This is a genomic window from Corynebacterium gallinarum (assembly GCF_014837045.1).
In the GTDB taxonomy this organism is placed as follows: domain Bacteria; phylum Actinomycetota; class Actinomycetes; order Mycobacteriales; family Mycobacteriaceae; genus Corynebacterium; species Corynebacterium gallinarum.
This window is the reverse complement of record NZ_JACSPR010000002.1, coordinates 371,461-394,719: the sequence shown is the minus strand read 5'-3', so window position 1 is coordinate 394,719 and position 23,259 is coordinate 371,461. Positions and strand designations below refer to the sequence as shown.

General features: G+C 65.2%; 21 protein-coding genes. 16 read left to right on the top strand and 5 right to left on the bottom strand.

Annotated elements, in window-relative coordinates:
* The first annotated feature begins 26 nt into the window (after window positions 1–26).
* The 4 genes from aroQ to H9627_RS04410 all read left to right on the top strand — a co-directional run bounded on the left by aroQ (window position 27) and on the right by H9627_RS04410 (window position 2,793).
* Complete coding sequence (gene aroQ / locus H9627_RS04425) at window positions 27–485, top strand: type II 3-dehydroquinate dehydratase (protein ID WP_191732794.1); 459 nt, start codon at window positions 27–29, stop codon at window positions 483–485.
* The gene (locus H9627_RS04420; RefSeq protein ID WP_191732793.1) at window positions 482–1,336 is read left to right on the top strand and encodes a quinate/shikimate dehydrogenase (NAD+); all 855 of its coding nucleotides are present in this window, start codon (window positions 482–484) and stop codon (window positions 1,334–1,336) included. The genes aroQ and H9627_RS04420 overlap by 4 nt, the downstream gene beginning before the upstream one ends.
* Before the next feature lie 148 nt (window positions 1,337–1,484).
* Complete coding sequence (locus tag H9627_RS04415) at window positions 1,485–2,009, top strand: DUF2243 domain-containing protein (RefSeq protein ID WP_191732792.1); 525 nt, start codon at window positions 1,485–1,487, stop codon at window positions 2,007–2,009.
* Window positions 1,999–2,793: a cytochrome c oxidase assembly protein gene (locus H9627_RS04410; protein WP_191732791.1), complete on the top strand. Its 795-nt coding sequence runs from the start codon at window positions 1,999–2,001 to the stop codon at window positions 2,791–2,793. Before H9627_RS04415 ends, H9627_RS04410 begins: the two co-directional genes overlap by 11 nt.
* Here H9627_RS04410 and H9627_RS04405 read toward each other — a convergent pair.
* From H9627_RS04405 to H9627_RS04385, 5 genes are all read right to left on the bottom strand, one after another.
* Window positions 2,762–3,076 carry a hypothetical protein gene (locus tag H9627_RS04405; protein WP_191732790.1) on the bottom strand — a complete coding sequence of 105 codons (315 nt, stop codon included), beginning with the start codon at window positions 3,074–3,076 and terminating at the stop codon, window positions 2,762–2,764. The two genes, H9627_RS04410 and H9627_RS04405, sit on opposite strands and share 32 nt — an antisense overlap.
* A 16-nt stretch (window positions 3,077–3,092) precedes the next feature.
* Window positions 3,093–4,142 (bottom strand): ABC transporter ATP-binding protein, encoded by a 1,050-nt coding sequence (locus H9627_RS04400; protein ID WP_191732789.1) that lies wholly within the window; start codon window positions 4,140–4,142, stop codon window positions 3,093–3,095.
* A 5-nt stretch (window positions 4,143–4,147) separates the two neighbouring features.
* Window positions 4,148–5,752, bottom strand: a complete 1,605-nt coding sequence (locus tag H9627_RS04395; RefSeq protein WP_191732788.1) for an ABC transporter permease — start codon at window positions 5,750–5,752, stop codon at window positions 4,148–4,150.
* Window positions 5,753–5,773: 21 nt separating this feature from the next.
* Window positions 5,774–6,847 carry an ABC transporter substrate-binding protein gene (locus tag H9627_RS04390; RefSeq protein WP_191732787.1) on the bottom strand — a complete coding sequence of 358 codons (1,074 nt, stop codon included), beginning with the start codon at window positions 6,845–6,847 and terminating at the stop codon, window positions 5,774–5,776.
* A 108-nt stretch (window positions 6,848–6,955) separates the two neighbouring features.
* Window positions 6,956–7,723, bottom strand: a complete 768-nt coding sequence (locus H9627_RS04385; RefSeq protein ID WP_191732786.1) for a CPBP family intramembrane glutamic endopeptidase — start codon at window positions 7,721–7,723, stop codon at window positions 6,956–6,958.
* 666 nt (window positions 7,724–8,389) lie between these two features.
* On the opposite strand from H9627_RS04385, the gene H9627_RS04380 reads away from it, so the two are divergent.
* The 12 genes from H9627_RS04380 to H9627_RS04325 all read left to right on the top strand — a co-directional run bounded on the left by H9627_RS04380 (window position 8,390) and on the right by H9627_RS04325 (window position 23,258).
* The gene (locus tag H9627_RS04380) at window positions 8,390–10,174 is read left to right on the top strand and encodes a bifunctional uroporphyrinogen-III C-methyltransferase/uroporphyrinogen-III synthase (RefSeq protein ID WP_191732785.1); all 1,785 of its coding nucleotides are present in this window, start codon (window positions 8,390–8,392) and stop codon (window positions 10,172–10,174) included.
* Window positions 10,175–10,403: 229 nt separating this feature from the next.
* Entirely contained in the window at window positions 10,404–11,534 is a 1,131-nt protein-coding gene (locus tag H9627_RS04375; RefSeq protein ID WP_191732784.1) for a calcium/sodium antiporter, read from the top strand.
* A gap of 147 nt (window positions 11,535–11,681) precedes the next feature.
* Window positions 11,682–12,368, top strand: a complete 687-nt coding sequence (locus H9627_RS04370) for a hypothetical protein (RefSeq protein ID WP_191732783.1) — start codon at window positions 11,682–11,684, stop codon at window positions 12,366–12,368.
* 401 nt (window positions 12,369–12,769) lie between these two features.
* Window positions 12,770–13,789, top strand: a complete 1,020-nt coding sequence (gene hemB, locus H9627_RS04365; RefSeq protein WP_191732782.1) for a porphobilinogen synthase — start codon at window positions 12,770–12,772, stop codon at window positions 13,787–13,789.
* Between the two features lie 22 nt (window positions 13,790–13,811).
* Window positions 13,812–14,417 (top strand): hypothetical protein, encoded by a 606-nt coding sequence (locus H9627_RS04360; protein ID WP_225213452.1) that lies wholly within the window; start codon window positions 13,812–13,814, stop codon window positions 14,415–14,417.
* 140 nt (window positions 14,418–14,557) lie between these two features.
* Entirely contained in the window at window positions 14,558–15,091 is a 534-nt protein-coding gene (locus tag H9627_RS04355; protein ID WP_318247754.1) for a hypothetical protein, read from the top strand.
* 250 nt (window positions 15,092–15,341) lie between these two features.
* The gene (locus H9627_RS04350; RefSeq protein WP_191732870.1) at window positions 15,342–17,957 is read left to right on the top strand and encodes a heavy metal translocating P-type ATPase; all 2,616 of its coding nucleotides are present in this window, start codon (window positions 15,342–15,344) and stop codon (window positions 17,955–17,957) included.
* Window positions 17,958–18,070: 113 nt separating this feature from the next.
* Entirely contained in the window at window positions 18,071–19,150 is a 1,080-nt protein-coding gene (gene hemE / locus H9627_RS04345) for a uroporphyrinogen decarboxylase (RefSeq protein WP_191732781.1), read from the top strand.
* A 25-nt stretch (window positions 19,151–19,175) separates the two neighbouring features.
* Window positions 19,176–20,573, top strand: a complete 1,398-nt coding sequence (locus H9627_RS04340) for a protoporphyrinogen oxidase (protein WP_191732780.1) — start codon at window positions 19,176–19,178, stop codon at window positions 20,571–20,573.
* Window positions 20,574–20,622: 49 nt separating this feature from the next.
* A complete protein-coding gene (gene hemL, locus H9627_RS04335) occupies window positions 20,623–21,951 on the top strand; it encodes a glutamate-1-semialdehyde 2,1-aminomutase (RefSeq protein WP_191732779.1) in 1,329 nt (442 codons plus the stop codon).
* A gap of 68 nt (window positions 21,952–22,019) precedes the next feature.
* A complete protein-coding gene (locus H9627_RS04330; RefSeq protein WP_191732778.1) occupies window positions 22,020–22,628 on the top strand; it encodes a histidine phosphatase family protein in 609 nt (202 codons plus the stop codon).
* 6 nt (window positions 22,629–22,634) lie between these two features.
* The gene (locus H9627_RS04325) at window positions 22,635–23,258 is read left to right on the top strand and encodes a TlpA family protein disulfide reductase (protein ID WP_191732777.1); all 624 of its coding nucleotides are present in this window, start codon (window positions 22,635–22,637) and stop codon (window positions 23,256–23,258) included.
* Window position 23,259: the final 1 nt, after the last annotated feature.

The following is a 23,259-nucleotide window of genomic DNA, read 5'->3' as shown; positions in this document are numbered from 1 at the left end:
GACACCACCGAGAAAGGACACTGATGATGACGGGCAGGATTCTGCTGCTCAACGGCCCCAACCTGAATATGTTGGGCCTACGCGAACCGGGGATCTACGGACATGCCACCTTAGATGATGTGGTGGAACTGGTCCGTGCACGGGCTGCACACCACGGCCTTGAAGTGGATGCGGTGCAGAGCAACCACGAGGGCGATCTCATCGACGCCCTGCACCGCGCCCGGGGCACCCACCTCGGGTGTGTGCTCAACCCAGGTGGGCTCACCCACACCTCCGTGTCACTGCTCGATGCAGTGAAGGCCTCCGAGCTGCCTACCGTGGAGGTACACATCAGCAACCCGCACGCGCGGGAGAGCTTCCGCCACCATTCCTATATCTCCCCGGCTGCCACGGCCGTCATCGCCGGTGCCGGCGTGGACGGGTACGGCTTCGCCGTGGATATCCTCGCCACCAACCATCTTCAAAGGACAGCAGCACAGCAATGAACCACGACAGCATTCTCCTCGGACTGATCGGCGAGGACATCTCCCTCTCCCGCACCCCGGCCATGCACGAGGCGGAGGGCCTCGCCCAGGGCGCGGCCACCGTCTACCGCCGCATCGACACCCTCACCGACCGTGCCCGTGGTCGCTCTCTCCAGGAGCTTCTCGACGCCGCCCGCTCCACCGGTTTCAACGGCCTCAACATCACCCACCCCTACAAGCAGGCGGTCCTGCCGCTGCTGGATGAGGTCTCCGAGCAGGCCGCCCAGCTGGGTGCGGTCAACACCGTCGTCATTGGTGAGGACGGTCGAACGAGCGGACACAACACCGATGTCACCGGGTTCGCCCGCGGACTGGAGGAGGGCCTACCCGATGCCACCATGACCACCGTGGTGCAGGTCGGGGCCGGCGGCGTGGGTAATGCCGTGGCCTACTCCCTGGTCACCCACGGGGTGGAGCAGCTGCAGGTGGCGGACCTGGATCCGGCTCGTGCCCAGGCGCTTGCCGACGCCATCAACTCCGCCATCGGCCGCGAAGCTGTTCACGGCATCGATGCCCGTGGCGTGGAGGAAGCCATCGCCGCCGCTGACGGCGTGGTCAACGCCACCCCGATGGGCATGCTCGCCCACCCGGGCACCGCCTTCGACACCTCGTGCCTGACCCCCCGCCACTGGGTGGGCGATGTGGTGTACATGCCGATCGAGACGCAGCTGCTCAAGGACGCCCGCGAGCTGGGTTGCCGCACCCTGGATGGCACCCGCATGGCGATCCACCAGGCGGTTGACGCCTTCCGTCTGTTCACCGGGCTGGAGCCCGATGTGGAGCGGATGCGCGCAACGTTCCTGTCACTGTAGAACTGTCCTGTCACCGCCTGCCCCCGGGAATTTCGCCCGGGGCAGGCGGTTTTTCTGTGCCCGGTCTCCCGGATGACACCGCTGGTACTGTGGCAGCTATCACACCAGGCTCCGCTGTCCCCGGCGTCGAAAAGGAGCGTGACCCTCCATGACCGACCATCAGCCCGGCCCTGTCACGGACCGTCTCCACGACAGTCGCTACACCAGTTTCCGACTGGACCGCCGGATGATCATCTCCGGATTCCTCTTCGGCTGCGGTATCGCCGGGTCGATCATCGATCTGTTCGTCTTCCACCTGGGCCTGCAGTGGCACCATTTCTATGACCTGTCCACCACCCGCATCGCCCTGCTCTCCGATGGCATCTTCCATGCCCTGACCTGGCTGATCACGGTGTGGGGGTTGTTCATGCTGGCTGGGGTACGCCAACACATCCGGGTGCCCTGGGGTAGGTGGGCCGCGGCGGTGACCCTGGGCGTCGGCGTGTTCCAACTTTTCGACGGGCTGGTCAACCACAAGATCCTGGGTATTCACCAGATCCGCTACGGGGTGGATCTGTTTGTCTACGATCTGGTGTGGATCGGCAGCGCAGTGGTGCTGATCATCATCGGCCTGGCCGGCCTGTGGTTAACCCGCTACCACCGGTTGAACAGGGATCTTCTGCATGGGACATGACCACCATCATCAGGTGGAGATCATCGTCGCCCTCCTGCTGGTGGCAGCAGGCCTGGCCTATGGGTTCTCCGCCCGGCGGCTCGATGGGGGTTGGCCGGTGTGGCGCAGCATCCTCTGGGCAGGCGGGCTGGTGTCTATCGCGGCGGGCATGATCGGGCCACTGGTACAGGCAGCCACCACCGGATTCACCGAACACATGTGGGTGCACCTGCTAATCGGCATGATCGGGCCGCTGCTGCTGGTGCTGGCTGCCCCCATCACCCTGGCGCTGCGGGTCCTACCCACCGGCCTGGCCCGCCTGCTCACCCGGGTGCTGGGTTCACGGCCGGTCCGGGTGCTCTCGCATCCGGTGACAGCGGCGCTGCTCAACGCCGGGGGGCTGTGGGTGCTCTACACCACGGCGTTATTCCACCTCATGCATGCCTCGCTGACCGTTCATGTGCTGGTGCATCTGCATGTCATCATCGCCGGGGTGGTGTTCACCGCGGCGATGATTAGCCCGGATCCCCAGCCGCATCGTGCCGGTTTCCGGGTGCGTGCCGGTGTCATGGTGGCCTTCATCGCAGCGCACTCGGTATTGGGCAAATGGTTGTACGCCTATCCGCCGGCCGGGGTGGGGGTGGAGGATGCCCGCAGGGGTGCGCAGGTGATGTACTACGGCGGGGATGTGGTGGATGTGATCATCCTCGTGTTGTTATTCGCCGGGTGGTACACCACAGGTCCACGCCCACTGCTGCTGCGAGCGAACGTCGCTAGAGGTATTTCCCCTTCTCCCGGTCGATGAGTTCCTTGGCCTCGCGCAGACCCGCACCGGTCAGCTCACGGTGGCGTTTGATGGCCGGGATCTCCCTGCGCTCGCGCAGCAGGGCGATCACCTCGGGGTGGAGGATATCGGGGTCCCGGCGCAGCGAGGCGGGCAGGGAGGAGGCCTCCATCCCGAGTTCAGCCATGAGCATGTCGATGGTTTGCTGCTGCCGGGTGACAGTGCGCTCCAGTTCGCCCACCCGCATCCGCAACCGGTCGATCTCCCCGCGGTCGGGGCCGCCCCCGAATAGAGCCTGCAACATGACACGAGTCCTTTCTCTATGCCGGATAGACCAGCGGTTCAACGATCTCCAGTCCGATTGTCTCACCGATATGGGGTGTGGTGCCCGTGACCTGCGCCCGGAATTTCTGCCCGCCGGAGGTTTCGGCGGTGATGCTGTAGGAGGTGATCTCGAAGAGCACCGAGGTGATCACCGCCTCGATGGACCGTGGGGTGCCGGGTGGGACCACGGTGACGGTCAGGGGAGTCACCGCGATGGTGGCGGCATCACCCGGGTGCAGGGTGGCCATCTCCCGGACCTGGTCGCGTTTCCAGGCGGTGGTCAGCACCGAGCATTCCACATGTTCACCGGCGATGGTGGCCGGCAGCAGGGTGGCGTCACCGATGAAGGACGCCACCGCGGCACTCGCCGGCGCCTCGATGAGTTCCGATGGGGTGGAGATCTGCTGCACACGCCCCTGATCCAGCACCACGATCCGGTCGGCGATCGCGATGGCCTCCGCGCGGTCGTGGGTGACATGCACCGTGGTCAGCCCCTCGCGCCGGGTCAGGGCGACCAGTTCGCGGCGCAGGGAGTCGCGCAGGGGCTCGTCGAGGGCGGAGAGGGCTTCGTCGAGAAGCAGGACGGTGGGGTCGGCGACCACCGCGCGCGCCAACGCCACCCGCTGGCGCTGCCCACCGGACAGGCTCGCCGGTGAGCGCCTGCCGAACCCGTCGAGCCCCACCAGCGTGAGTGCGCGTTCCACGCGCCTGCTTATCGACGCCCGATCCATCCCCGCCCTTTTCAGCGGATAGGCCACATTGCCCGCCACCGACATATGCGGCCACACCGCATGCTGCTGGAACACCATGCCCATGCGCCGCTTCTCCGGCGGGACGTGCGTCATGTCCTCACCGGCGATGGTGAGGCTGCCTCCCGAGGGGGCGATGAACCCGGCGACGGTGCGCAAGAGGGTGGTCTTGCCGGACCCGGACGGGCCGACCAGCACCACGAACTCCTCCGGGTGCACATCGATGTTGACGTGGTCGAGCCCCACCGTGCCGTCGGCGAAGGTCACCGACAGATCGGTGATGGTGATGGAGGACATTGTGCCTACCTCTCCTTCCGGCCCCGGACCGTGACCGAGAGCGCCACGATACCGATGAGGGCGAACATCAGCGACAACGCGGATGCCTGATTGTAGTTTCCTGCCTGCTGCAGGTTGAACACCTGCACACCCAGGGTGGTGGTGCCCGGCGCGATGAGCAGGATCGAGACCGTGAGCTCACGCACCGCGGTGACCAGGACCAGCACGGCACCGGCGATCGCCGCCGGGATGGTCATGGCCCCGGTGGTGCCCAGCAGCGCGCGCACCCGGCCGGCGCCGCTGATGCGGGCGGCCTCCTCCATCGCCAGCGGCGACTGTGCCAGGGGTGCCCGCACCGCCTGCAGCACCAGGGCGGTGAAGGCACAGACATAGGCACCGAGGATGATCCAGCGGGTGTTGTACAGATCGGTGTAGCGGCCCAGGATCAACCAGCCCACACCGATGATCATGCCCGGCAGGGCGGTGGGCAGCAGCACCACCAGGGTCATCGGCGTGTTGGTGACATGGCGGGTGCGGGTGACCAGCAGACCGACCAGCCAGCCGAGCACACCACAGATGACCGCCGCGGCCACCGACAGGGTCACCGAGTTGGTGAACCCCTCGATCACTCGTGGGTTGTTCAGCGCGGCCTCGAAGTTGCCCAGGGTGATGGTCTCCCGGGTGAAGGGCACACCGGGGGCTGGCAGCAGCGCCCGGTAGGCCAGGCCCAGGATCGGGGCGAGGGTGAAGGCCAGTGCGATGATCCAGGCGACGATGGTCACCGGTAAACGTGCCCTGCCCAGGTCAAAGGTGAGCGGGACACCGGTGTCCTGCAGCTGGGTGGTGGCACGCAGGGACACCAGGTAATCAGCCACCACCGCCGCGATACCCAGGAACAACAGGACCACACCGATGGTGGAGACCGTCTGCAGGGGATTGTCCACCGTGCCGGATTCCATGAAGCGGTAGATCATGGTGGCCAGTGTTTCAAAGCGCGCCGGGGACCCGATCAGGGCGGGGATGCCGAAGTCGGCGAGGTTGGCCACCGCGGTCAGGGTGAACGCCGACAGCAGTGCCGGGCGCAGCAGCGGCAGGGTGATGGTGCGCAGGACCGTCACGGTGCCGGCGCCGGAGATGCGCGCGGCCTGCTCCAGGTCGGAGGGCAGCTGGCGCAGCGCATTGGCCATCACCACATAGACGATGGGGTAGGAGTGCACGATGAGTAACACCGTGACCCCGTCCGCGCCGTAGATATCCCACAGCTGGGTGCCGAAGAACCGGTTGAGCCCCTGGTTGGGGCCGAACAACTGCAGCCAGGCGATAGCCCCGATGAACGGCGGGATCAGCAGCGGGGAGAGCAGGAACAGACGCAGGGCACCACGCCCATAGGCGTTGGTGCGGTCCAACAGCAGGGCGATGGCGGTGCCGATGATCACCGCCCCGGCCGCCGACAGCAGCGTGGTGTAGGTGGAATTCCACACGGCGGTACCCAGACCCTGCTGCATGAGCTGCGGGATCTGGTTGCCGCCGAGGGCGAGGCTGACCACCAGGGCGAGCGGGGAGATGAACAGGCCGATGACAATCAGCCACACACCCGCCCGCATGAAGGTCAACGAGGAGGATGAACGCATGCGTGAAACAGTAGACGCAGGTTAGTTCATCGCGTTCTGGAACACCTCGACCGCGGCGTCCTTATCCGCGGTGACAACCTCCAGATCAGGGGTCATCAGGGCGATCTCGGACAGCTCAGGGGTGCCCTCCGGGGTTGCGACATCCTCACGGACCGGCAGGTAGGCCTGCTCCACGGCCAGTTCCTGACCCTCGACGGAGATGAGGAAGTTGATGTAGCGCTCGGCTGCTTCCTTCTGCTCGGAGTCGGCGAAGACACCGGCCGGCTCGGTGATGTAGGGGGAGCCCTCCTCGGCGTAGATGGTGGCGATCGGGGAACCGGCGGCAGCCAGGTCACGGACCAGGTAATCCACCACGACACCGATCGGGCGGCCACCGCTGGCGATCTCCTGGGAGGTCGGACCGTTGGACTGGGCGATCATCGGGTTGTTCTCACCGAGCGCGTTGATCCACTCCTCACCCAGGGCCGGCTCGTTCTTCCACACCGAGGCGTTGAAGGCGGCCGCACCGGACACAGCCGGATCAGGCATGACCAGCTTGTCGGCATACTTCGGGTCAGTCAGGTCAGCCCAGGACTGGGGCAGATCCGCCTCATCGACGATGGAGGTGTTGTAGGCGATGACGGTCGGGATGATGCGGGTGCCCACGTAGAAGTTCTCCTCGTCGCGGGCCTCCTCGATCACCTCGGAAGAATCGACGCTTTCCAGCTCGGCGAGGTCACCGGCCTCGGCGTAGGACTCGAAGGTCGGGGCGTCGGCGGCCCACAGGACATCCGCCTCAATCGATCCGGAGGCCTTCTCCGCGGCGATGCGTGCATTCAGGTCACCAGTGCCAGCGCGGTAGACCTCCACCTTGATATCCGGGTTGGCCTCCATGAATGCTGCGTTAATCTCATCGACCTTCTCCTCCGGCTCGGAGGTGTAGACGGTGATGGTCACCGGCTCCGCCGACGATGCCTGCTCGGAGGTGGCTCCCGTGGTGCCGGTTGCGATAGTGTCCTCGGTTTCCGGTTCGGAACAACCCACGAGGAGAGCAGCTGAGGTACCGAGCGCCAGGACGGTGGTGGCGGTACGACGGGTGAACATACGCTGGGACATGGAAATGCCTTTCGGGATGAAGAATCAACGGGCACCGGGGGAGTGTGCCGACAAAGTTTCATCATGACATGCCCGGGCAATTTGTGCTCGGTAAATGTTGGCACCTGTCTAGGGTAGCGCGGGGACAGCTCCCGCGGGCCTGGGCCGGTTGCTCTGGACTCGGGGCCGCACCCCGGTGAGATGCAGCAACCAGGCACCGTAGATCAGCGCCACCGTCAGGCCCGCGAACAGGAGGGTGTACCCCTCGGAGATCACGGTCACCGTGGCCATGATGTTGTAGAGGATGTGGGCTGCGATGACCACATGCAGGCTGCGGGTGAGGTAGACGATCATGGTGAAGATGAATCCCACAGCGGTGGCATTGATGATCTGGAACACCGTGTCAGTCACGCCCTGTCCGATCAGGAGACTGAAGGCGTGGCCGATACCGAAGGTCAGCGTGGAGATGATCACCGCCCGCACCGGTTTGCCCTCATCGAGCAGGGCCCGGAAGAGCAAACCACGGAAGAGGATCTCCTCCAGGATGCCGATGGCGATGAAGTGCCCGATGATGGTGATGAGCAGCATCAGGGTGAGATCGGTGCGCAGCCCCTGCGACAGCGGCCAGGCCACCAGCAACCACAGCGGTAGGTAGAACCACATGCGGGCAGCCGGAACCTGCGCGGGTGTGCCCAGACCGATCCGCGGTGCAATGCAGGAACGAATGAGGTGGGTGAGCAGGACGATGGTGAGGATCGCCAGGGGGATGACCACCGCGGTGTGCGCATCGAGTCCAATGTTTATACCGATATTGACCGCGATGATATTGACGAGGAGAAACACCGCCAACCAGACGTAGAAATGCCGCATCCGGTTCATCTCGAATAAGCGTGTCATGCGCCCATCACGGTCCTTATATTGTTGTGAACTTCCTACCTCAGATTCTATCGAGGGCATCAAGGTAGCGGAACCGCTGTGGGCATGCAATGGCACACAACAGCATGTGATGTCGGTGTCAGGCTCCGATGGAAGAACAAGGGCCCGACACTGTGGGGGAGGGGTGATCGCAGGGTGTGCCGTCACCGGAACGCGGGACACGGGTTCAAGCCAGCATGTTACAAGGTCTGGGTCCACAAAGCTGAACTGCCTGAACCACTGGTATCGGGGGTTTTTCTGGAATGCCGGCCGGCATTTTGTCCCATGGAATGGGGCAGGGCCGTGAGTTGGCTAACGGTAGGATATTAAGCTGGGAAAACATACCGTTTTCGTAAAACGGGCACACTGAATTATCGTGTATATACCACACGGTGAACGCCCCTCAAGCGGGTGGTCGCTTTTGACCACATCGGTTGCGGATCCCAGTGGGAGCCGCCCGGCTTGACAGGGCGTGAATTTGTGCGCCGACCAGTTACGTCCCCATCCGGGCATGGTCAGTGCCCATCATCCACCGCGGCTGGGCCGTCCGATATGCATGAGAGCTTGATGCTGATTGTAGTCGGGTGGTTGGTGCCGTCTGGTGATGAGTACGGGTTTTGTCCGGGACAAGAACTAGAAAAGATATTGATGACTATCGCCGAGAAGGCCGAGATGGCTGATACCAGGGGGATCGGAACCAGCCAGGTTCCCGAGACCACCGGGGTTGAAACGCACGTTGCACGCAGGCTTGTGTCACTGGTACCCCATGAGGTGCCGGGTGAAGAGCTGATTCCAGGCAAGGTCATCTTCGTGGGGGCGGGCCCCGGCAACCCGGATCTATTGACTGTCCGCGCCCGCGAGGTCCTGGGGAATACCGTCCGCGCCGTCACCGACGCCCAGGTGCTGTCCAGCGTGCGGGATTTCGTCGCCGCTGAACTTCCCGTCCCGGAGGATAAGCTCCAGGCGGCCGAGGAGGAGTACGAACGGCTCTGCGCCGAGGCGAAGGAGGGCGGTGCGCGTCGTAAGCCACCACGTCCCGCGCCCCCGACCGCAGCCGAGATCATCGAGGTCGACCACGCCGGCCCGGAGGAGATCGCCCGCATCCTGGCTGAACAGCTGGCCAAGGGCGGCGATGTCATCCGCCTGGTCACCGGCAACCCGCTGAGTAGTGACAGCACCCTGGCCGAGATCACCGCCGTGTCCGAGGCCGGCATGAGCTTCCAGGTGGTGCCCGGCATGTCCCTGCCCGGCACCGTCCCCGCCTTCGCGGGCATCGCCCTGGGCTCGACCTACACCGAGACCGATGTCAGCGGCAACGACGTTGATTGGGACCAGCTGGCCAGCGCACCGCAGCCGCTGGTGCTCCAGGCCCGCGCCGAGAACCTGGCCACCATCGCCACGGAGCTGAAAACCCGGGACCTGCCCCTGGAGCTGCCGGTATCGGTCACCGTCAACGGCACCACCCGCATGCAGCGCACCTACGACACCACCCTCGGCGCCCTGGCCAAACTGGATGCGGAGCTGCCCGGCCCGCTCGTGGTCACCCTCGGCGAGGGCGTCAGCGACCGGGAGAAGTACTCCTGGTGGGAGAACCGCGCCCTCTACGGCTGGCGTGTGCTCGTTCCCCGCGCCAAGCCCCAGGCTGCCGCCATGAGCGCGCGCCTGGCCAGCCACGGTGCCATCCCGCAGGAGGTCCCGACGATCTCCGTGGAGCCACCGCGCAACCCGGCGCAGATGGAACGCGCCATCAAGGGCATCGTCGAGGGCCGCTACCAGTGGGTCGTGCTCACCAGCGTCAACGCCGTGCGCGCCGTCTGGGACATGATCACCGAATTCGGCCTGGATTCCCGCTCCTTCGCCGGTGTGCGCATCGCCGCGGTGGGGGAGAAGACCGCCGCCGAGATCCGCGCACTGGGCATCACCCCTGAGCTGCTGCCACCGCGCACCCGCCAGAACGCCCAGGGCATCGTCGACGTGTTCCCCGAATACGTTGAGGAACTCGACCCGGTCGGTCGCGTCCTGCTGCCACGTGCGGACATCGCAACGGATGTGCTTGTCGACGGGCTGGTCGCCCTCGGCTGGGAAGTCGACGACGTGGTCGCCTACCGCACCGTCCGGGCCGCGCCACCGAGCGTGGATATCCGCGACATGATCAAAACCGGTGGTTTCGATGCGGTGTGCTTCACCTCCTCCTCCACCGTGCGCAACCTCGTCGGCATCGCCGGCAAGCCCCACCCGCGCACCATCATCTCCTGCATCGGCCCGATGACCGCGGACACCGCCCGCGAACTGGGCCTGCGTGTGGATGTCATGCCCGAGATCGCCGAGGTTCCCGACCTGGTCGATGCCCTGGCTGATCACGTCGCCGACCTTCGCGCGAAGGGCGAGCTGCCGCCTCCGAGGAAGAGGCGGCGGCGTCGTAAAGCGTCTTAGTGGAGCGTCGTGATCTTCAATCCTGGATAAGCGGTCCCCGCGAACCCATGCCGCCCGGCGGACATCAGGTTGGGTGTGGCGCGTTCTGTTGTCTGATCCGACACGGCGTTTGTGTCCAGGACACATGGGTTGTGCTCTTTTAAGGAACGCCCAGGTGGGTAATTTCGTGATGTTTTATGTTGCCTTTCCACGATCCCGATGAAACCGTGATCTCGGTACACTCCGGGGCATGGGATTATTGGATGTGGGACGCATCATTGTCGGACTGGTGCTGTTGGTTGTAGGCGGGGAACTTCTGGTGCGAGGTGCGTCAGCGCTGGCCCGCCGGGTGGGAATCTCCTCACTGGTGGTCGGTTTGACCGTCGTGTCAGCAGCTACATCCGCGCCGGAACTGGCGATTACCATCGGGGCGGTTTGGCAGGATGAGCCCGGATTGGCTGTGGGAAATGTGGTCGGTAGCAATATCGTCAACATCCTGTTTATTCTCGGACTCTCCGCCCTGATCCTCCCCCTGGTCGTCACACGCGGACTGGTACGGTTCGATGTTCCCGTAATGGTCGTTCTATCGGCCGGGTTGCTCGTGATGGCCCTCGATGGGGTAATCAGCGCGGTCGATGGTGTGATCCTGTTCAGCGTGGTCGTTGCACACACGGTGTGGACGATTGTTGCCAGCCGTCGCAGCGCACGGCCCCCGGTCGATTCCACGGAGACCACCGCCGCCTCCGATACCGGGGACGGAGACGAAAAAACACCTGCCACATCCACTCTCAAATCCCTCCTGCTCATAGTGGTCGGAATCGCGCTGCTGGTGGGTGGGGCCACCCTCCTGGTCGACGGGGCGGTCAACATTGCCACCGGATTGGGCATCAGTAGTCTCGTGGTCGGATTGACCGTCGTTGCCATCGGTACCTCCTTGCCTGAACTGGTGACCTCCATTACCGCGGTACGCCGTGGTGAACGGGACATCGCGGTGGGAAATATCGTGGGCAGCAACATCTTCAACATCGGAGTGGTGCTCGGACTGCCCGCCCTGATTTCCCTCGACGGCATCCCGGTGTCCAGCGCCGCCATCGCCTTTGATATCCCGGTGATGCTGGCCGTAGCAGCAGCTCTGCTGCCCATTGTCTTCACCGGTTTTGTGGTGGCACGGTGGGAGGGGGCGGTTTTCCTCGGATTGTATGTGGCTTACACGGGTTATCTTGTCCTTGCAGCTACCGAGCACGATGCCCTGGAGGGGTTTACCGCTGTGATGGCGGGCTTCATCCTCCCGCTGGTCATAGTCACCCTGATCGCCGTCACCTCCTATGAGATCGGGCTACGTAAGGGGAGAAAAGACCTCACACGTGCCACCCCGTCGTGAGCCCTGATATGGCGCAGGAGTGAACACCAGGGGTGCGGAGACGGGTACCTGTACCGTTCGGCCCAGAATCACCGCTTCTGCCACAGGCGGTATGAGCCGAGACAACCCGGTAAGAGCGTCCCCTCATTTTCTGGAGGTCGAAATATCATGAGCCGCCGATGGTCATCGCGGACTGAACGGGTGGAGGCAGCCGAGATCCTGGCGACCCGGTTGGACCGACCGATGGGGTTTCTCGGGGTGGTCTTCCTCTTCGTGGCCCTGGGCCAGCTCCTTGTCACCGAACCGGGGTGGGTGCGCATCCTGAGCATCACCGGGTGGGTGTTCTGGGCGCTGTTCGTCGCCGAGTTTGTGTTGCGCGCCTATATCGCCGGCTTCCAGGCAGAATTCTGGCGTCGCAACTGGTGGCAGGTTATCTTCCTGCTGCTGCCGTTCCTACGGTTCATCCGGGCATTACAGGCGGTCCGGGCCCTGCGACTGGCACGGATCACCCGGGCCACGCGGGTTGGTGGCATTCTCTCCGCCGGGGTGCGCGGTTCCCGGTCTGCCGGACGGTTGTTGTCGAACCGGATCGGCTGGCTGGTATCGATCACCGTGGTGGTCATCTTGGCCGCCAGTCAACTGCTCTACGTCATGGGGTCGGAGACGGACTACACCACAGCACTCTATGAAGCAGCCCTGACCACGATCACCGGCACCGGGATCACCACCGACGATCCCTTTGCCAAGTTGCTGCACCTGATATTGGCGGTGTACTCCGTGGCGGTGTTCGCCACCCTGGCCGGTTCCCTGGGCGCTTTCTTCCTCCACGACCGGGAGGAGCTACGTGAACAGTAGCCCGGAACAACGGGATTCACCTGCCCCGACGCCTAGGTTGCACCGGTGGAGATGGGTTTCCTGCGCGCCCTGGATGCTTCCCCCATGGTTGAGCCCGGACACCCAGCAGGGATGCGCCTGTTTTGTCCTCCCGGTTTAACCCCAGGGGCAGAAGTTCCCCGCCGAGCAGTCATAACCTGGCGACCCCGGCCGTCGTCACCGACGAGGGCAGGAGGCCACCCCATCGATCGCCGTCGAGATGACGAAGCGTTGGAGGCTTCGCAGCGGTCTTGGCGAACCGGGGAGGCGGGGATCCCGGTGAGGGGATTAGGCAGGTTATCTGCAGGGTGGGCGTTGATGTCCACCCGCCGACCTATGATTGAGTGCAATCCACCCACGCATCCGTTGAGAAAGGCCCACCTGTGTCCACACCTGCTGATTACAGCCACCACCTCATCCGCCGTCCCCGTCGTCTGCGCGCCAACCCGGCGATGCGTGAACTGACCGCCGAGACCACCCTGCGCCCGGCGGATCTGATCCTGCCGATGTTCTTCGCCGACGGCATCACCGAACCCCGCGAGATCACCTCCATGCCCGGTGTCCACCAGCACACCGAGGAATCTTTGCTGCGCGCCGTGCACGAGGCACTCGACGCCGGGGTGCGCTGCGTGGACCTGTTCGGTGTGCCTGTCGACGCCGACAAGGACGCCGACGGTTCCCAGGCCTGGAACCCGGAGGGCGTACTCAACCGGGGGCTCGCGGCGGTGCGTAAAGAATTCGGCGATGATGTCCTGGTCATGGCCGACACCTGCCTGGATGAGTTCACCGACCACGGCCACTGCGGTGTGGTCACCACCGACCGCCACGGTGCGGCCGTGGTGGACAATGACGCCACCCTGCCCCTCTACCAGCAGATGGCCGTGGCGCAGGCCCGCGCCGGTGCCCACATTGTCAGCCCCTCGGGCATGATGGACGGCCAGATCGCCGCCATCCGTGCAGCCCTGGATGCCGAGGGTTTCCAGGACGTGGCCATCATGGCCTACTCCGCCAAGTACGCCTCCGCCTTCTTCGGCCCCTTCCGTGAGGCCGTGGGTTCCTCCCTGCAGGGCGACCGTCGCACCTACCAGCAGGATCCCGCCAACCTGCGGGAATCCCTGCTCGAGGTGGAACTCGACATTGCCGAGGGCGCGGATTTCGTCATGGTCAAGCCCGCCCTTCCGTACCTGGACGTGCTCACCCGCGTCGCCGAGATGTCCCCGGTGCCGGTGGCCGCGTACCAGGTCTCCGGTGAATACGCCATGATCCAGGCCGCCGGACGCAACGGCTGGGTGGACACCGATGCGGTGATGATGGAATCACTGATCTCCATCAAACGCGCCGGCGCCAACCAGATCCTCACCTACTTCGCCACCGAGGCCGCGCGGAAACTGAACAACCGCTGACACCCGCTAAACTGGAAACCCTATGAGCACGCCGAGTAGACACCACACCACGCCACCACAACGCCCCGGATCCACACCTGTCGGAATCCGGGGTGAGGACGGGAGGCCCGGTGGTTCCGGCGGGGAGCAACCCGAGACCATCCGTCAGATGTTGATCCTCTGGTCGGCGATGGTGGGACTGGAACTGCTCCACCAGATCCTCAACGTGGTCATGGCGCTGCTCGACCCCACCGCCATGCGTGCCGCAGCCCGGCGTCAGGACGCAGCCGAGGGTGTCTCCGATGCGGTGATCAACGCATCGGTCACCGCCGCCACCCTGCTGGTCGGGCTGCTCAACCTCATCATCGTCGGTGTGCTCGCCTGGATGATCCTGACCGTCAACAAACGGGGTAAGCGCATGCCCACCGCGTTGATGCTCCTGATGATCTTCAGCCTCTTCTTCGCCCTCCGGGCGATGTTCCTCTTCCTCGCCAGCCCCACCGGTGACGTCCCCCTCGCCCTGTTCGCGGTTGACGGTTCCGTCCAGATCATTGCCGCAGTGGCCGGTGTCCTCGCCTATCTGCTGGCACGCAGACCCGAGGCCCTGGCTTGGCTGGGCCCAGGCGATGGGAAGAAGCTGCTGAAGTAGCCGCTGTGTGAGGGGTGCCGGTTACGCGGTGGGGGAGTGGAGTAGTACCTGCTCGTGACTGCCGGCACTGGCCAGCACCGCTGACGGACACCCCGTATAATCCCCGACACCACGCCTCTCTCACCTGTACCCCTGACCCCGTGCTTCCCCGCACCACACCATTGGAGTCCACCGTGCCCACCATGTTCCCGACACCAGCATCCGGCGGCGATGACCCCAACCGCCGTCCTCGGAAACCCTATGACGGCACGGGCATTCCCCCCTCCCTCAAGTGGGCATTCGCCTTCTTCATCGGGGCGGGAATCCTCATGGTCCTGACCGGGTTGGTGCTCTACACCGCCGGATACACCGGCCCCGCCGATACCGAGATGGAGTACCAGGAGGTGGTGGTAAACAACCAGAAATTCATCGGACTGGTCAATGGTCTGGCCGGCATCGTCGTCGCGGCCCTGATCTCCCAGGTGCCCCGCGGCGGCAAGAACATCCGTCGGCTGCTGCTGGTCATCGCGCTGCTGGTGATGCTGGTAGACCTGTTGTCTTTTGTCACCCGCGCCGGGGGTCCCTCGCTGGCCCTCATCGCGCTGCTGCTCGCCGCCGGATGTCTGTTGCTGTTCCGCCCGGACGTCAATCAGCTGGTCGCCCAGAATCACCGCACCAAGCAGATGCGTGGGTAGGTTGGTCGTCGGCAAGCACGCAGCGTCGGCGTGCCTGTAATGATGGGCACCTGCGGCCCTATACTTTGGGCAGCAGGTTTCCCTCCCTCCACCTCACCTGCGTCGTTCCTCAGGAAAGGAATGCCCAGTGACTGAGCAGGACCGTCACCCGGATCAGCTGCGTGAGCAGTCAGCTGATCAGCCACGTGATCAGTTCAGCGAGCAGGCAGGTGATCACACCGGTGCGGCTGATGCCGATAGTGACCGGGAGTTGGACACCTCCGTCTTCGAGGCGATCACCCTGGCCAGGTCCGCCGCACTCAAGGCAGGCGTCGGGGTGAACGCCGAACGGCACACCCCGGAGGATGCGGAGGAGCAGGCCCCGGCCCGGAAGGTCTCGCTGGCCTTCGAATTGGAGAACCTCGAGGGTGCCCCCTCACTCATTCCCATCGAGAAGGCGCTCGAGGAGATCCCGGGCGTGGCGGCCACCATCGTCTACCCCTCGGCCACCGCCTGGATATCCGCCAATGAGGGTGAAGACCCGGAGCGGCTGATCCGCGTGTTTGAACGGTTTGGAGTCAGCGCCCACCTCACCACCTCCTCCCTCATCCGCCGGTCCCATCGGCTGGCCGGCGATCACAGCCATCAGAAACGACTGGAACACAGCCGCAGCCGGGGTGATTCGCGTCGGATCAGCCCCCGGGTGCGCCAGCATGCCAGGCAGGAGAAAACCCAGGTGCTCCGCGCCCGGGAGGCCGGATTCCTCTCCCGCAGGCGGGGCAGTAATCCCGCCGGGGACATCGGTGCCACGGGGGACGTGCTGTTCACCGCCCGTGCCCTGATCACCCCGCTGCGTTTCTGGCTCTCCCTGCCCCTGGCACTGTTCGTGCTGGTGATCTCCTCCACCCCGTCGCTGCAGTTCGACTACTGGCAGTGGGTGACGGCCGCGATGTCCCTGCCGGTGGTCACGTGGGGGGCCTGGCCCTTCCACCGGGCGGCGGCCGGAGGAGTGCGCCGTGGTCTGTCGGCACTCGATGCCACCAGCTCCGTGGCGGTGCTGGCAGCCTATGCGTGGTCATCAGCCATGCTCATCTTCACCCCGGCAGGTGATCCGGGGTGGCGTTCCAACCTGACCTGGTTCGCCTTCAACTACGGTGTGCACTCCGAGAGTGAGGTGTTCTTCGATGTCGCCTGCGGCATCACCGTGCTCCTGCTCGGCGGCCGGCTGTTGGCACGCCGTACCGCGCAGTCCAGCCTGCTCGCGGAGCTGGAACGACTCCAGATCGACCCGCAACGACCGGTGACCGTGGTCCGCAAACACAAACTGACCCGCAAGCCCGCGGAATTGCAGATCCCCCTGCAGGAGGTCCGCGTCAACGATGATGTGATCGTGCCACCCGGGTCCGTGATCCCGGTGGACGGGGTGATCATCGGTGGCGGCACCCGCATCGCCGCGAGCATCATCATGGGGCATGACCAGCGCACCGTGAAGGTCCAGGACAAGGTCTTCGCCGGGGTCCTGAACCTGGAACGCGAGATCAAGGTCCGGGCGGTGCGCACCGGGCACCGCACCCGCATCGCGGCGGTGTCTCGGTGGGTGCGGGAAGCCACCGTCAAGGAGAACCGGCACAACCGGGCGGCACTGCGGTCCGCCGCCACCCTGGTGCCGGTGGCCCTGACCCTCGCGGTGGGGGATTTCATCCTGTGGGCGCTGATCACCGGCAACGTCAACGCCGCCTTCCTCACCGCCCTGTCCATCCTCGCCGGTGTAGGACCCATGTCCCTGGCACTGTCCACGGCCCTGGCCACCAGAAACTCCGTGGAGGCCGCCGCACGCCAGGGCATCCTGGTCAGTTCCGGTGAGACCCTGCGCATCATCGATGATGTGGACACGGTCATCTTCAACCGCCTGGGCACGCTCACCGACGGGGTGATGAACGTCGAGACCGTCACCGCGGACAAGGGCGAGGACCCGGAACTGGTGCTCCGCGTCGCCGGTGCCCTGGCCATGGAATCAGACCACCCGGTCTCCCAGGCACTGGTTCGCGCGGCCCGCGAAGCCCGCGACACCGGCGCCGGCGGTGAGGACATCCCCCACTGGATCGAGGTGGGCACCGTCGACATCACCGAGGAGGGCTCCTTCCACGGCACCGTCGAGGTACCCCTGCGTGATTCCGACGGGGTCATTCGCCTGCGTGCCGTGGAGGCCCTGCTGTGGCGTCCCAGCTCCATGACCGAGGTCCGTTCCCAACTCAGCCCGCGCCTGGCCGCGGCGGCGATCTCCGGCGGTGCCCCGCTCATTGTGCGGTGGAAGGGCCGGGACCGGGGTGTGATCACCCTGCACGACCAGGAACGCCTCGATGCCCAGGATGCGATCACCGACCTGGAGGACCTCGGTGTGGAAACCGTCATGTTGAGCCGTGACACCTACCCCGTGGCACGGCGCTTCGCCGACGGTCTCGGCATCACCCACGTCCTGGCGGGTATCGCGCCGGGGAAGAAACCGCAGGCGGTACGTGCCATCCACACCCGGGGTTCCACGGTGGCGATGGTGGGGGACAGCTCCGTCCTGGACACCCTGCGGGTGGCGGATGTGGGCATGCTCATGGATGTCGATGACCCGGCGGAGATCCGCGATGATTCCGATGATCCGGCCGCCGATGTCATCCTGCTGCGCCGTGAGGTCAGCTCCGTGCCCCGGCTCTTCCTGCTGGCCCGCCGGTATGTCCGCCTGATGAACGGCAATATCGTCCTGGCCTGGGGATACAACGTGGTGACGGTGCTGGCGGCCATGGCCGGTGTGCTGCACCCGATGGCGGCCACCGTGCTCATGCTGGCCTCCACCGTGGTGATCGAGTGGCGCTCCGGGTGGGCGCGCCGGTTCTGAACCCTCCCTGGCCTTGAGCTGAACCCCGTCTCCACCCTTAGGTGGACACCCGCCATCAATATAAGGTGGGGCTTCTTTTCCCAAATTTGGGGGGATGGGGCACTATTGAGACCATGTCTTCTCAGTTGATCCCCGCAACGCGTCGTGTCCTGAACAACGCCCCCCTCCTCGATGCCGCCCACGGCAAGACCCCTACCCGCACCCCGGTGTGGTTCATGCGCCAGGCGGGACGCTCCCTGCCCGAGTACCTCAAGGTCCGTGAGGGCATCAGCATGCTGGATTCCTGCTTCATGCCGGAACTGCTCGCCGAGATCACCATGCAGCCGGTGCGCCGTCATGATGTCGACGCCGCGATCCTGTTCTCCGATATCGTCGTCCCCCTGCGTGCGGCGGGCGTGGGCGTGGAGATCGTCCCCGGCCGCGGTCCGGTCATGGACCAGCCGGTGCGCACCCGGGCGGATATTGACAACCTCCCCATCCTCGACCACGAGGTCACCGAGGTGTCCAAGGGTATCTCCATCATCCTCGATGAACTGACCGACACCCAGGCCCTCATCGGTTTCGCCGGTGCACCCTTCACCCTGGCCAGCTACCTGGTCGAGGGCGGACCCTCCAAGAACCACGAGCGCACCAAGGCCATGATCCACGCCGAGCCGGAGACCTGGCACGCGCTGATGGAACGCCTGGTGCCCACCGTGGTCAACTTCCTGAAAACCCAGATCGACGCCGGTATCGACGCCATGCAGCTGTTCGACTCCTGGGCGGGCTTCCTCACCGAACGTGACTACACCGAGCATGTCCTGCCGTACTCCACCCGGATCCTGGAGGAGGTCGAGCAGTACCAGCTGCCACGCATCCACTTCGGTGTGGGCACCGGTGAGCTGCTCGGTGCGATGAGTCGCGCCGGCTCCGAGGTCATGGGTGTGGACTGGCGCGTACCGTTGGACAAGGCAGCCGAGCGCATCGCCGCGGTGTCCGGCCCGAAGGTCCTGCAGGGCAACCTGGATCCGGCGCTGCTGTTCGCTGGCACCGAACCACTGACCCGCGAGGTCAACCGCATCAAGGGTGAGGCCGCCGCCGCGATCGCCGCGGGCAACGCCACCGGCCATATCTTCAACCTGGGTCACGGCGTCCTGCCGAACACCGTGGCGGAGGACATCACCGAGGCTGTCTCCATCATCCACGCTTCCTAATTTCGACCACGAGGGGTTTTCACACATGCGCATCGCCATCATCGGCGCGGGTCTCGCCGGCCTGACCGCCGCCTATGAGATCCACAAGGCCGACCCGGATACCCACATCGATGTCCTGGAGGCGGGTGAACGCATCGGTGGCAAACTCTTCACCGTCCCGTTCGAATCCGGCCCCACCGACATGGGTGCGGAGGCCTACCTGGCCACCCGCGCCGATGCCACCGAGTTCTTCCACGAACTCGGCCTCGGCGATTCGCTGGTCACCCCATCCGGTGCCCGCTCGCAGCTCTACGCCGGTGGGAGACTGCGCCCCCTGCCGCGCGGCGGTGTCATGGGCATCCCGTCCTCCTCCGCGGGCCTGGAGGAGATCCTCTCCGAGGAGACCCGGGTGCTTATCGACGCTGAAGCCGGCACCGCCCCAGTCGACTGGCAGGTCGGCGGGGACGCCTCCGTGGGCGCGCTGGTGCGCGCCAGGTACTCCGATGAGGTCGCCGATGTCCTGGTCTCCGCGCTGCTGGGTGGGGTGTACTCCTCCTCCGCTGATGACCTGGGCATCCGGGCAACCGTCCCGGCCCTGGCAGAGGCGCTCGACCGCCTGGCGGAGTCCGGCGAGCCCGTCACCCTGAGTGGTGCGGTGAAACTCGTGGAGACCGAACGCGCTGAGGCGCGGAAGAACTCCGAGACCACCCCGGTGTTCCAGGCCTTCCGTGGCGGTTACGCCGAACTCTATGAGGCCCTGGCTGATCAGTGCGGTGCCGACATCCACCTCGACAGCTTCGTCTCCGCCATCGCCCAGGTCAACGGCGGTGGCTTCCAGATCAAGGGTGGGGGAGAGGGCACCTATGACCGGGTGATTCTCGCCGTACCGGCCCCCACCGCGGCGGTCCTGCTGCGCGAGGTCGCACCCGGTGCCACCGAATACCTCAAGACCATCCAGCTGGCATCATCGGCCGTGGTGGGCATGCGGTTTGATTCCGCCGAGGGGCTGCCGGATGTCTCCGGTGTGCTCGTGGCCAGCGGCGAGCCGGGCATCACCGCCAAGGCGTTCACCTTCTCCTCGAAGAAGTGGCCCCACCTGGGCAAGCGGGGCGGCGCGCTGGTGCGCGCGTCCTTCGGACGGCTTGGCGACGAGGCCACCGCCCGCATGGATGAGGACGACCTGGTTGATGCGGCCCTGGATGATCTCCAGACCATCACCGGTTTCGATGGCCGCGTCGCCGGCCTGTCCGAAATCTTTGTCCAGCGGTGGTTCGGGGGTCTGCCGAACTATGGTGTTGACCACATCGCCACCGTCGCCCGGGCCCGCACAGAGATTTCCAAGGTTAACGGGCTCGAAGCCATCGGAGCTTGGGCTTCCGGTGTGGGAGTGCCCGCCATCATCACCGATGCGAAGGCCGCAGTCGAACGACTGCTCCATGCATAGGTTTCCCCCGTTAATCCGCAGGATTGGTTTGTGAGGTTGAATCAATACAATGGTTGATATGTCTGCTTCCCCGTCGGGTACTTCCGCCAACGTCTCCCGTTCCATCGAGTGGTTTGAAAAAGCCAAGATGTTCACCCCGGGAGGTGTGAACTCGCCCGTGAGGGCCTTCGGCTCCGTCGGTGGCCAGGCCCGGTTCATCGACCGGGCCCATGGCTCCATCCTCATCGACGTCGACGGCAATGAGTATGTCGACCTGGTCTGCTCCTGGGGTCCCATGCTCATGGGACACGCCCACCCGGCCGTGCTGGAGGCGGTGCAGAAGACCATCGTCGACGGACTGTCCTTCGGTGCCCCCACCATCGGTGAGGTGGAACTGGCGCAGGACATCATCAACCGCACCTCCGTGGAGGAGGTCCGCCTGGTCAACTCCGGCACCGAGGCCACCATGTCCGCGGTCCGTCTGGCCCGCGGTTACACCCAGCGCCCCAAGATCCTGAAGTTCGACGGCTGCTACCACGGCCACGTGGATTCCCTGCTGGCCTCCGCCGGATCCGGTGTGGCCACCTTCGCCCTGCCGGATTCCCCCGGTATCACCGGTGCGCAGACCCGCGACACCATCGTGGTGCCCTACAACGACATCGAGGCCGTGCGTGCCGCCTTCGCCGAGTTCCCCGGCCAGATCGCCTGCATCATCACTGAGGCCGCCGCCGGCAACATGGGCACCGTGGCACCGCAGAACCACTTCAATGAGCATCTGCTGGCCATCGCGCATGCCGACGGCGCACTGCTCATCCTCGATGAGGTCATGACCGGTTTCCGCACCTCCTACCGTGGTTGGTTCGGTGTGGACAAGGTCCGTGCGGACCTGGTCACCTTCGGCAAGGTCGTCTCCGGTGGTCTGCCGGCCGCAGCCTTCGGTGGTCGCGCCGAGATCATGAACATGCTGGCCCCGCAGGGCCCCGTCTACCAGGCCGGGACGCTGTCCGGTAACCCGGTGGCTGTGGCGGCGGGCCGGGCGTCGTTAAGCGCGGCGACCGAGGAGGTCTACCGCACCATCGACACCAACGCCGACCGCCTGCACGGCTTGATCTCCGACGCACTCACCCGCGAGGGAGTGGCGCACCACATCCAGCGCGCCTCCAACATGCTCTCCATCCGGTTCGCCGAGGGGGAGGGGCACAACTTCACCGACATGAAGAACGCTGACACCTTCCGGTTCGCACCGTTCTTCCACGCGCTGCTCGATCACGGTGTCTACGCCCCACCGAGTGTGTTCGAAACCTGGTTTGTGTCCTCGGCCCTGACGGACGATGATTTCCAGAAGATCGACAATGCCCTGGTTCCCGCCGCCCGTGCGGCTGCGGCTGCCACCGCATAACAACCAGAACCCCCTTCCGGGGTCCGGTGCCACCTGAGGCCGGGCCCCACCCTGAACCCTAAGGTGTCATGAGCTCCACGATTGTCCACCTCGTCCGCCACGGCGAGGTACACAACCCCGAGAAGATCCTCTACGGCCGCATGCCCGGATACACGCTCTCCGAACGCGGACGGAAACAGGCCGCGACCACCGCGGCCGCCTTCGCCGACCACGATGTGGCCTACCTCGCGGCCTCCCCGCTCCAGCGCGTGCAGGAAACCGCCGAACCCTTCGTGGAGGTCACCGGTTTGGACCTCCACACCGATGAGGATCTCCTGGAGGCCGGCAACCGCTTCGAGGGGTTGCGCACCCGTGGATGGCGTTCCCAGCTGCTCAACCCCGTGCGCTGGCAGCTGATGTACAACCCGCTGCAGCCCAGCTGGGGTGAGCACTACGTGGATATCGCCGCGCGCGTGATGAAGGCCGTCGACCGCGCCCGTGAGGCCGCCGAGGGCCGCGAGGCGATCCTGGTCAGCCACCAGCTGCCCATCGTCTGCATCCAACGTGCCGCCCGGGGCCAGCGGCTGTGGCACAACCCGGCCAAGCGCCAGTGTGACCTGGCCTCCGTCACCTCACTGGTGTTCCAGGACGACCAGATCGTGGACGTCCACTACACCGAACCAGCACAGGAGCTCTGATCAACCGTGCGTGTCAGGAAAATCGCAGCCACCATCGGTGCCGCCATCATCGGGTCCACCACCCTGGTGGCCTGCAGCGCCGAGGACACTGCGGGAACCGACGCGGTGGCTGTCGGCGGCACCTTCCAGTTCCACTCGCCGGGCGGACAGATGGACATCTTCTACGAGGAGGATGAACGCCAGCCCCTCGACCAGATCAGCGGTGACTCCCTCATGGATGAGAACACCGAGATCAACCTCGCCGACTACGAGAACCAGGTGGTTGTCCTCAACGCCTGGGGGCAGTGGTGCGCGCCGTGCCGCTCGGAATCCGATGACCTGCAGGAGATCCACGAACAGCTCCAGACAGCCGGTGACGGTTCCACCCCGGGTGGCACCGTCCTGGGCATCAATGTCCGTGACTACTCCCGGGAGATCGCCCAGGACTTCACGGTGGACAACGGCCTGACCTTCCCGAGCATCTACGATCCACCCTTCATGACCGCCGCCCAGCTCGGTGGTGTGCCGGCCTCGGTCATCCCCACCACCATCGTCCTGGACAAACAGCACCGCCCCGCCGCGGTGTTCCTCCGCGAGATCACCGCCGATGAGATCCTCGACGTGGCTCTGCCACTGGTGGAAGAGGCCTGAG

What these genes read in the sequence shown, in the direction of transcription:
- H9627_RS04400 (WP_191732789.1), bottom strand. Translation starts at nt 4,142, where the DNA reads ATGTCCTCCATCACCATCACCGATCTGTCGGTGACCTTCGCCGACGGC.
- H9627_RS04375 (WP_191732784.1), top strand. Translation starts at nt 10,404, where the DNA reads ATGGGATTATTGGATGTGGGACGCATCATTGTCGGACTGGTGCTGTTG.
- aroQ (WP_191732794.1), top strand. Translation starts at nt 27, where the DNA reads ATGACGGGCAGGATTCTGCTGCTCAACGGCCCCAACCTGAATATGTTG.
- H9627_RS04330 (WP_191732778.1), top strand. Translation starts at nt 22,020, where the DNA reads ATGAGCTCCACGATTGTCCACCTCGTCCGCCACGGCGAGGTACACAAC.
- hemL (WP_191732779.1), top strand. Translation starts at nt 20,623, where the DNA reads ATGGTTGATATGTCTGCTTCCCCGTCGGGTACTTCCGCCAACGTCTCC.
- H9627_RS04420 (WP_191732793.1), top strand. Translation starts at nt 482, where the DNA reads ATGAACCACGACAGCATTCTCCTCGGACTGATCGGCGAGGACATCTCC.
- H9627_RS04370 (WP_191732783.1), top strand. Translation starts at nt 11,682, where the DNA reads ATGAGCCGCCGATGGTCATCGCGGACTGAACGGGTGGAGGCAGCCGAG.
- H9627_RS04405 (WP_191732790.1), bottom strand. Translation starts at nt 3,076, where the DNA reads ATGTTGCAGGCTCTATTCGGGGGCGGCCCCGACCGCGGGGAGATCGAC.
- H9627_RS04340 (WP_191732780.1), top strand. Translation starts at nt 19,176, where the DNA reads ATGCGCATCGCCATCATCGGCGCGGGTCTCGCCGGCCTGACCGCCGCC.
- H9627_RS04415 (WP_191732792.1), top strand. Translation starts at nt 1,485, where the DNA reads ATGACCGACCATCAGCCCGGCCCTGTCACGGACCGTCTCCACGACAGT.
- H9627_RS04395 (WP_191732788.1), bottom strand. Translation starts at nt 5,752, where the DNA reads ATGCGTTCATCCTCCTCGTTGACCTTCATGCGGGCGGGTGTGTGGCTG.
- H9627_RS04390 (WP_191732787.1), bottom strand. Translation starts at nt 6,847, where the DNA reads ATGTCCCAGCGTATGTTCACCCGTCGTACCGCCACCACCGTCCTGGCG.
- H9627_RS04380 (WP_191732785.1), top strand. Translation starts at nt 8,390, where the DNA reads ATGACTATCGCCGAGAAGGCCGAGATGGCTGATACCAGGGGGATCGGA.
- H9627_RS04385 (WP_191732786.1), bottom strand. Translation starts at nt 7,723, where the DNA reads ATGACACGCTTATTCGAGATGAACCGGATGCGGCATTTCTACGTCTGG.
- H9627_RS04360 (WP_225213452.1), top strand. Translation starts at nt 13,812, where the DNA reads ATGAGCACGCCGAGTAGACACCACACCACGCCACCACAACGCCCCGGA.
- H9627_RS04410 (WP_191732791.1), top strand. Translation starts at nt 1,999, where the DNA reads ATGGGACATGACCACCATCATCAGGTGGAGATCATCGTCGCCCTCCTG.
- hemE (WP_191732781.1), top strand. Translation starts at nt 18,071, where the DNA reads ATGTCTTCTCAGTTGATCCCCGCAACGCGTCGTGTCCTGAACAACGCC.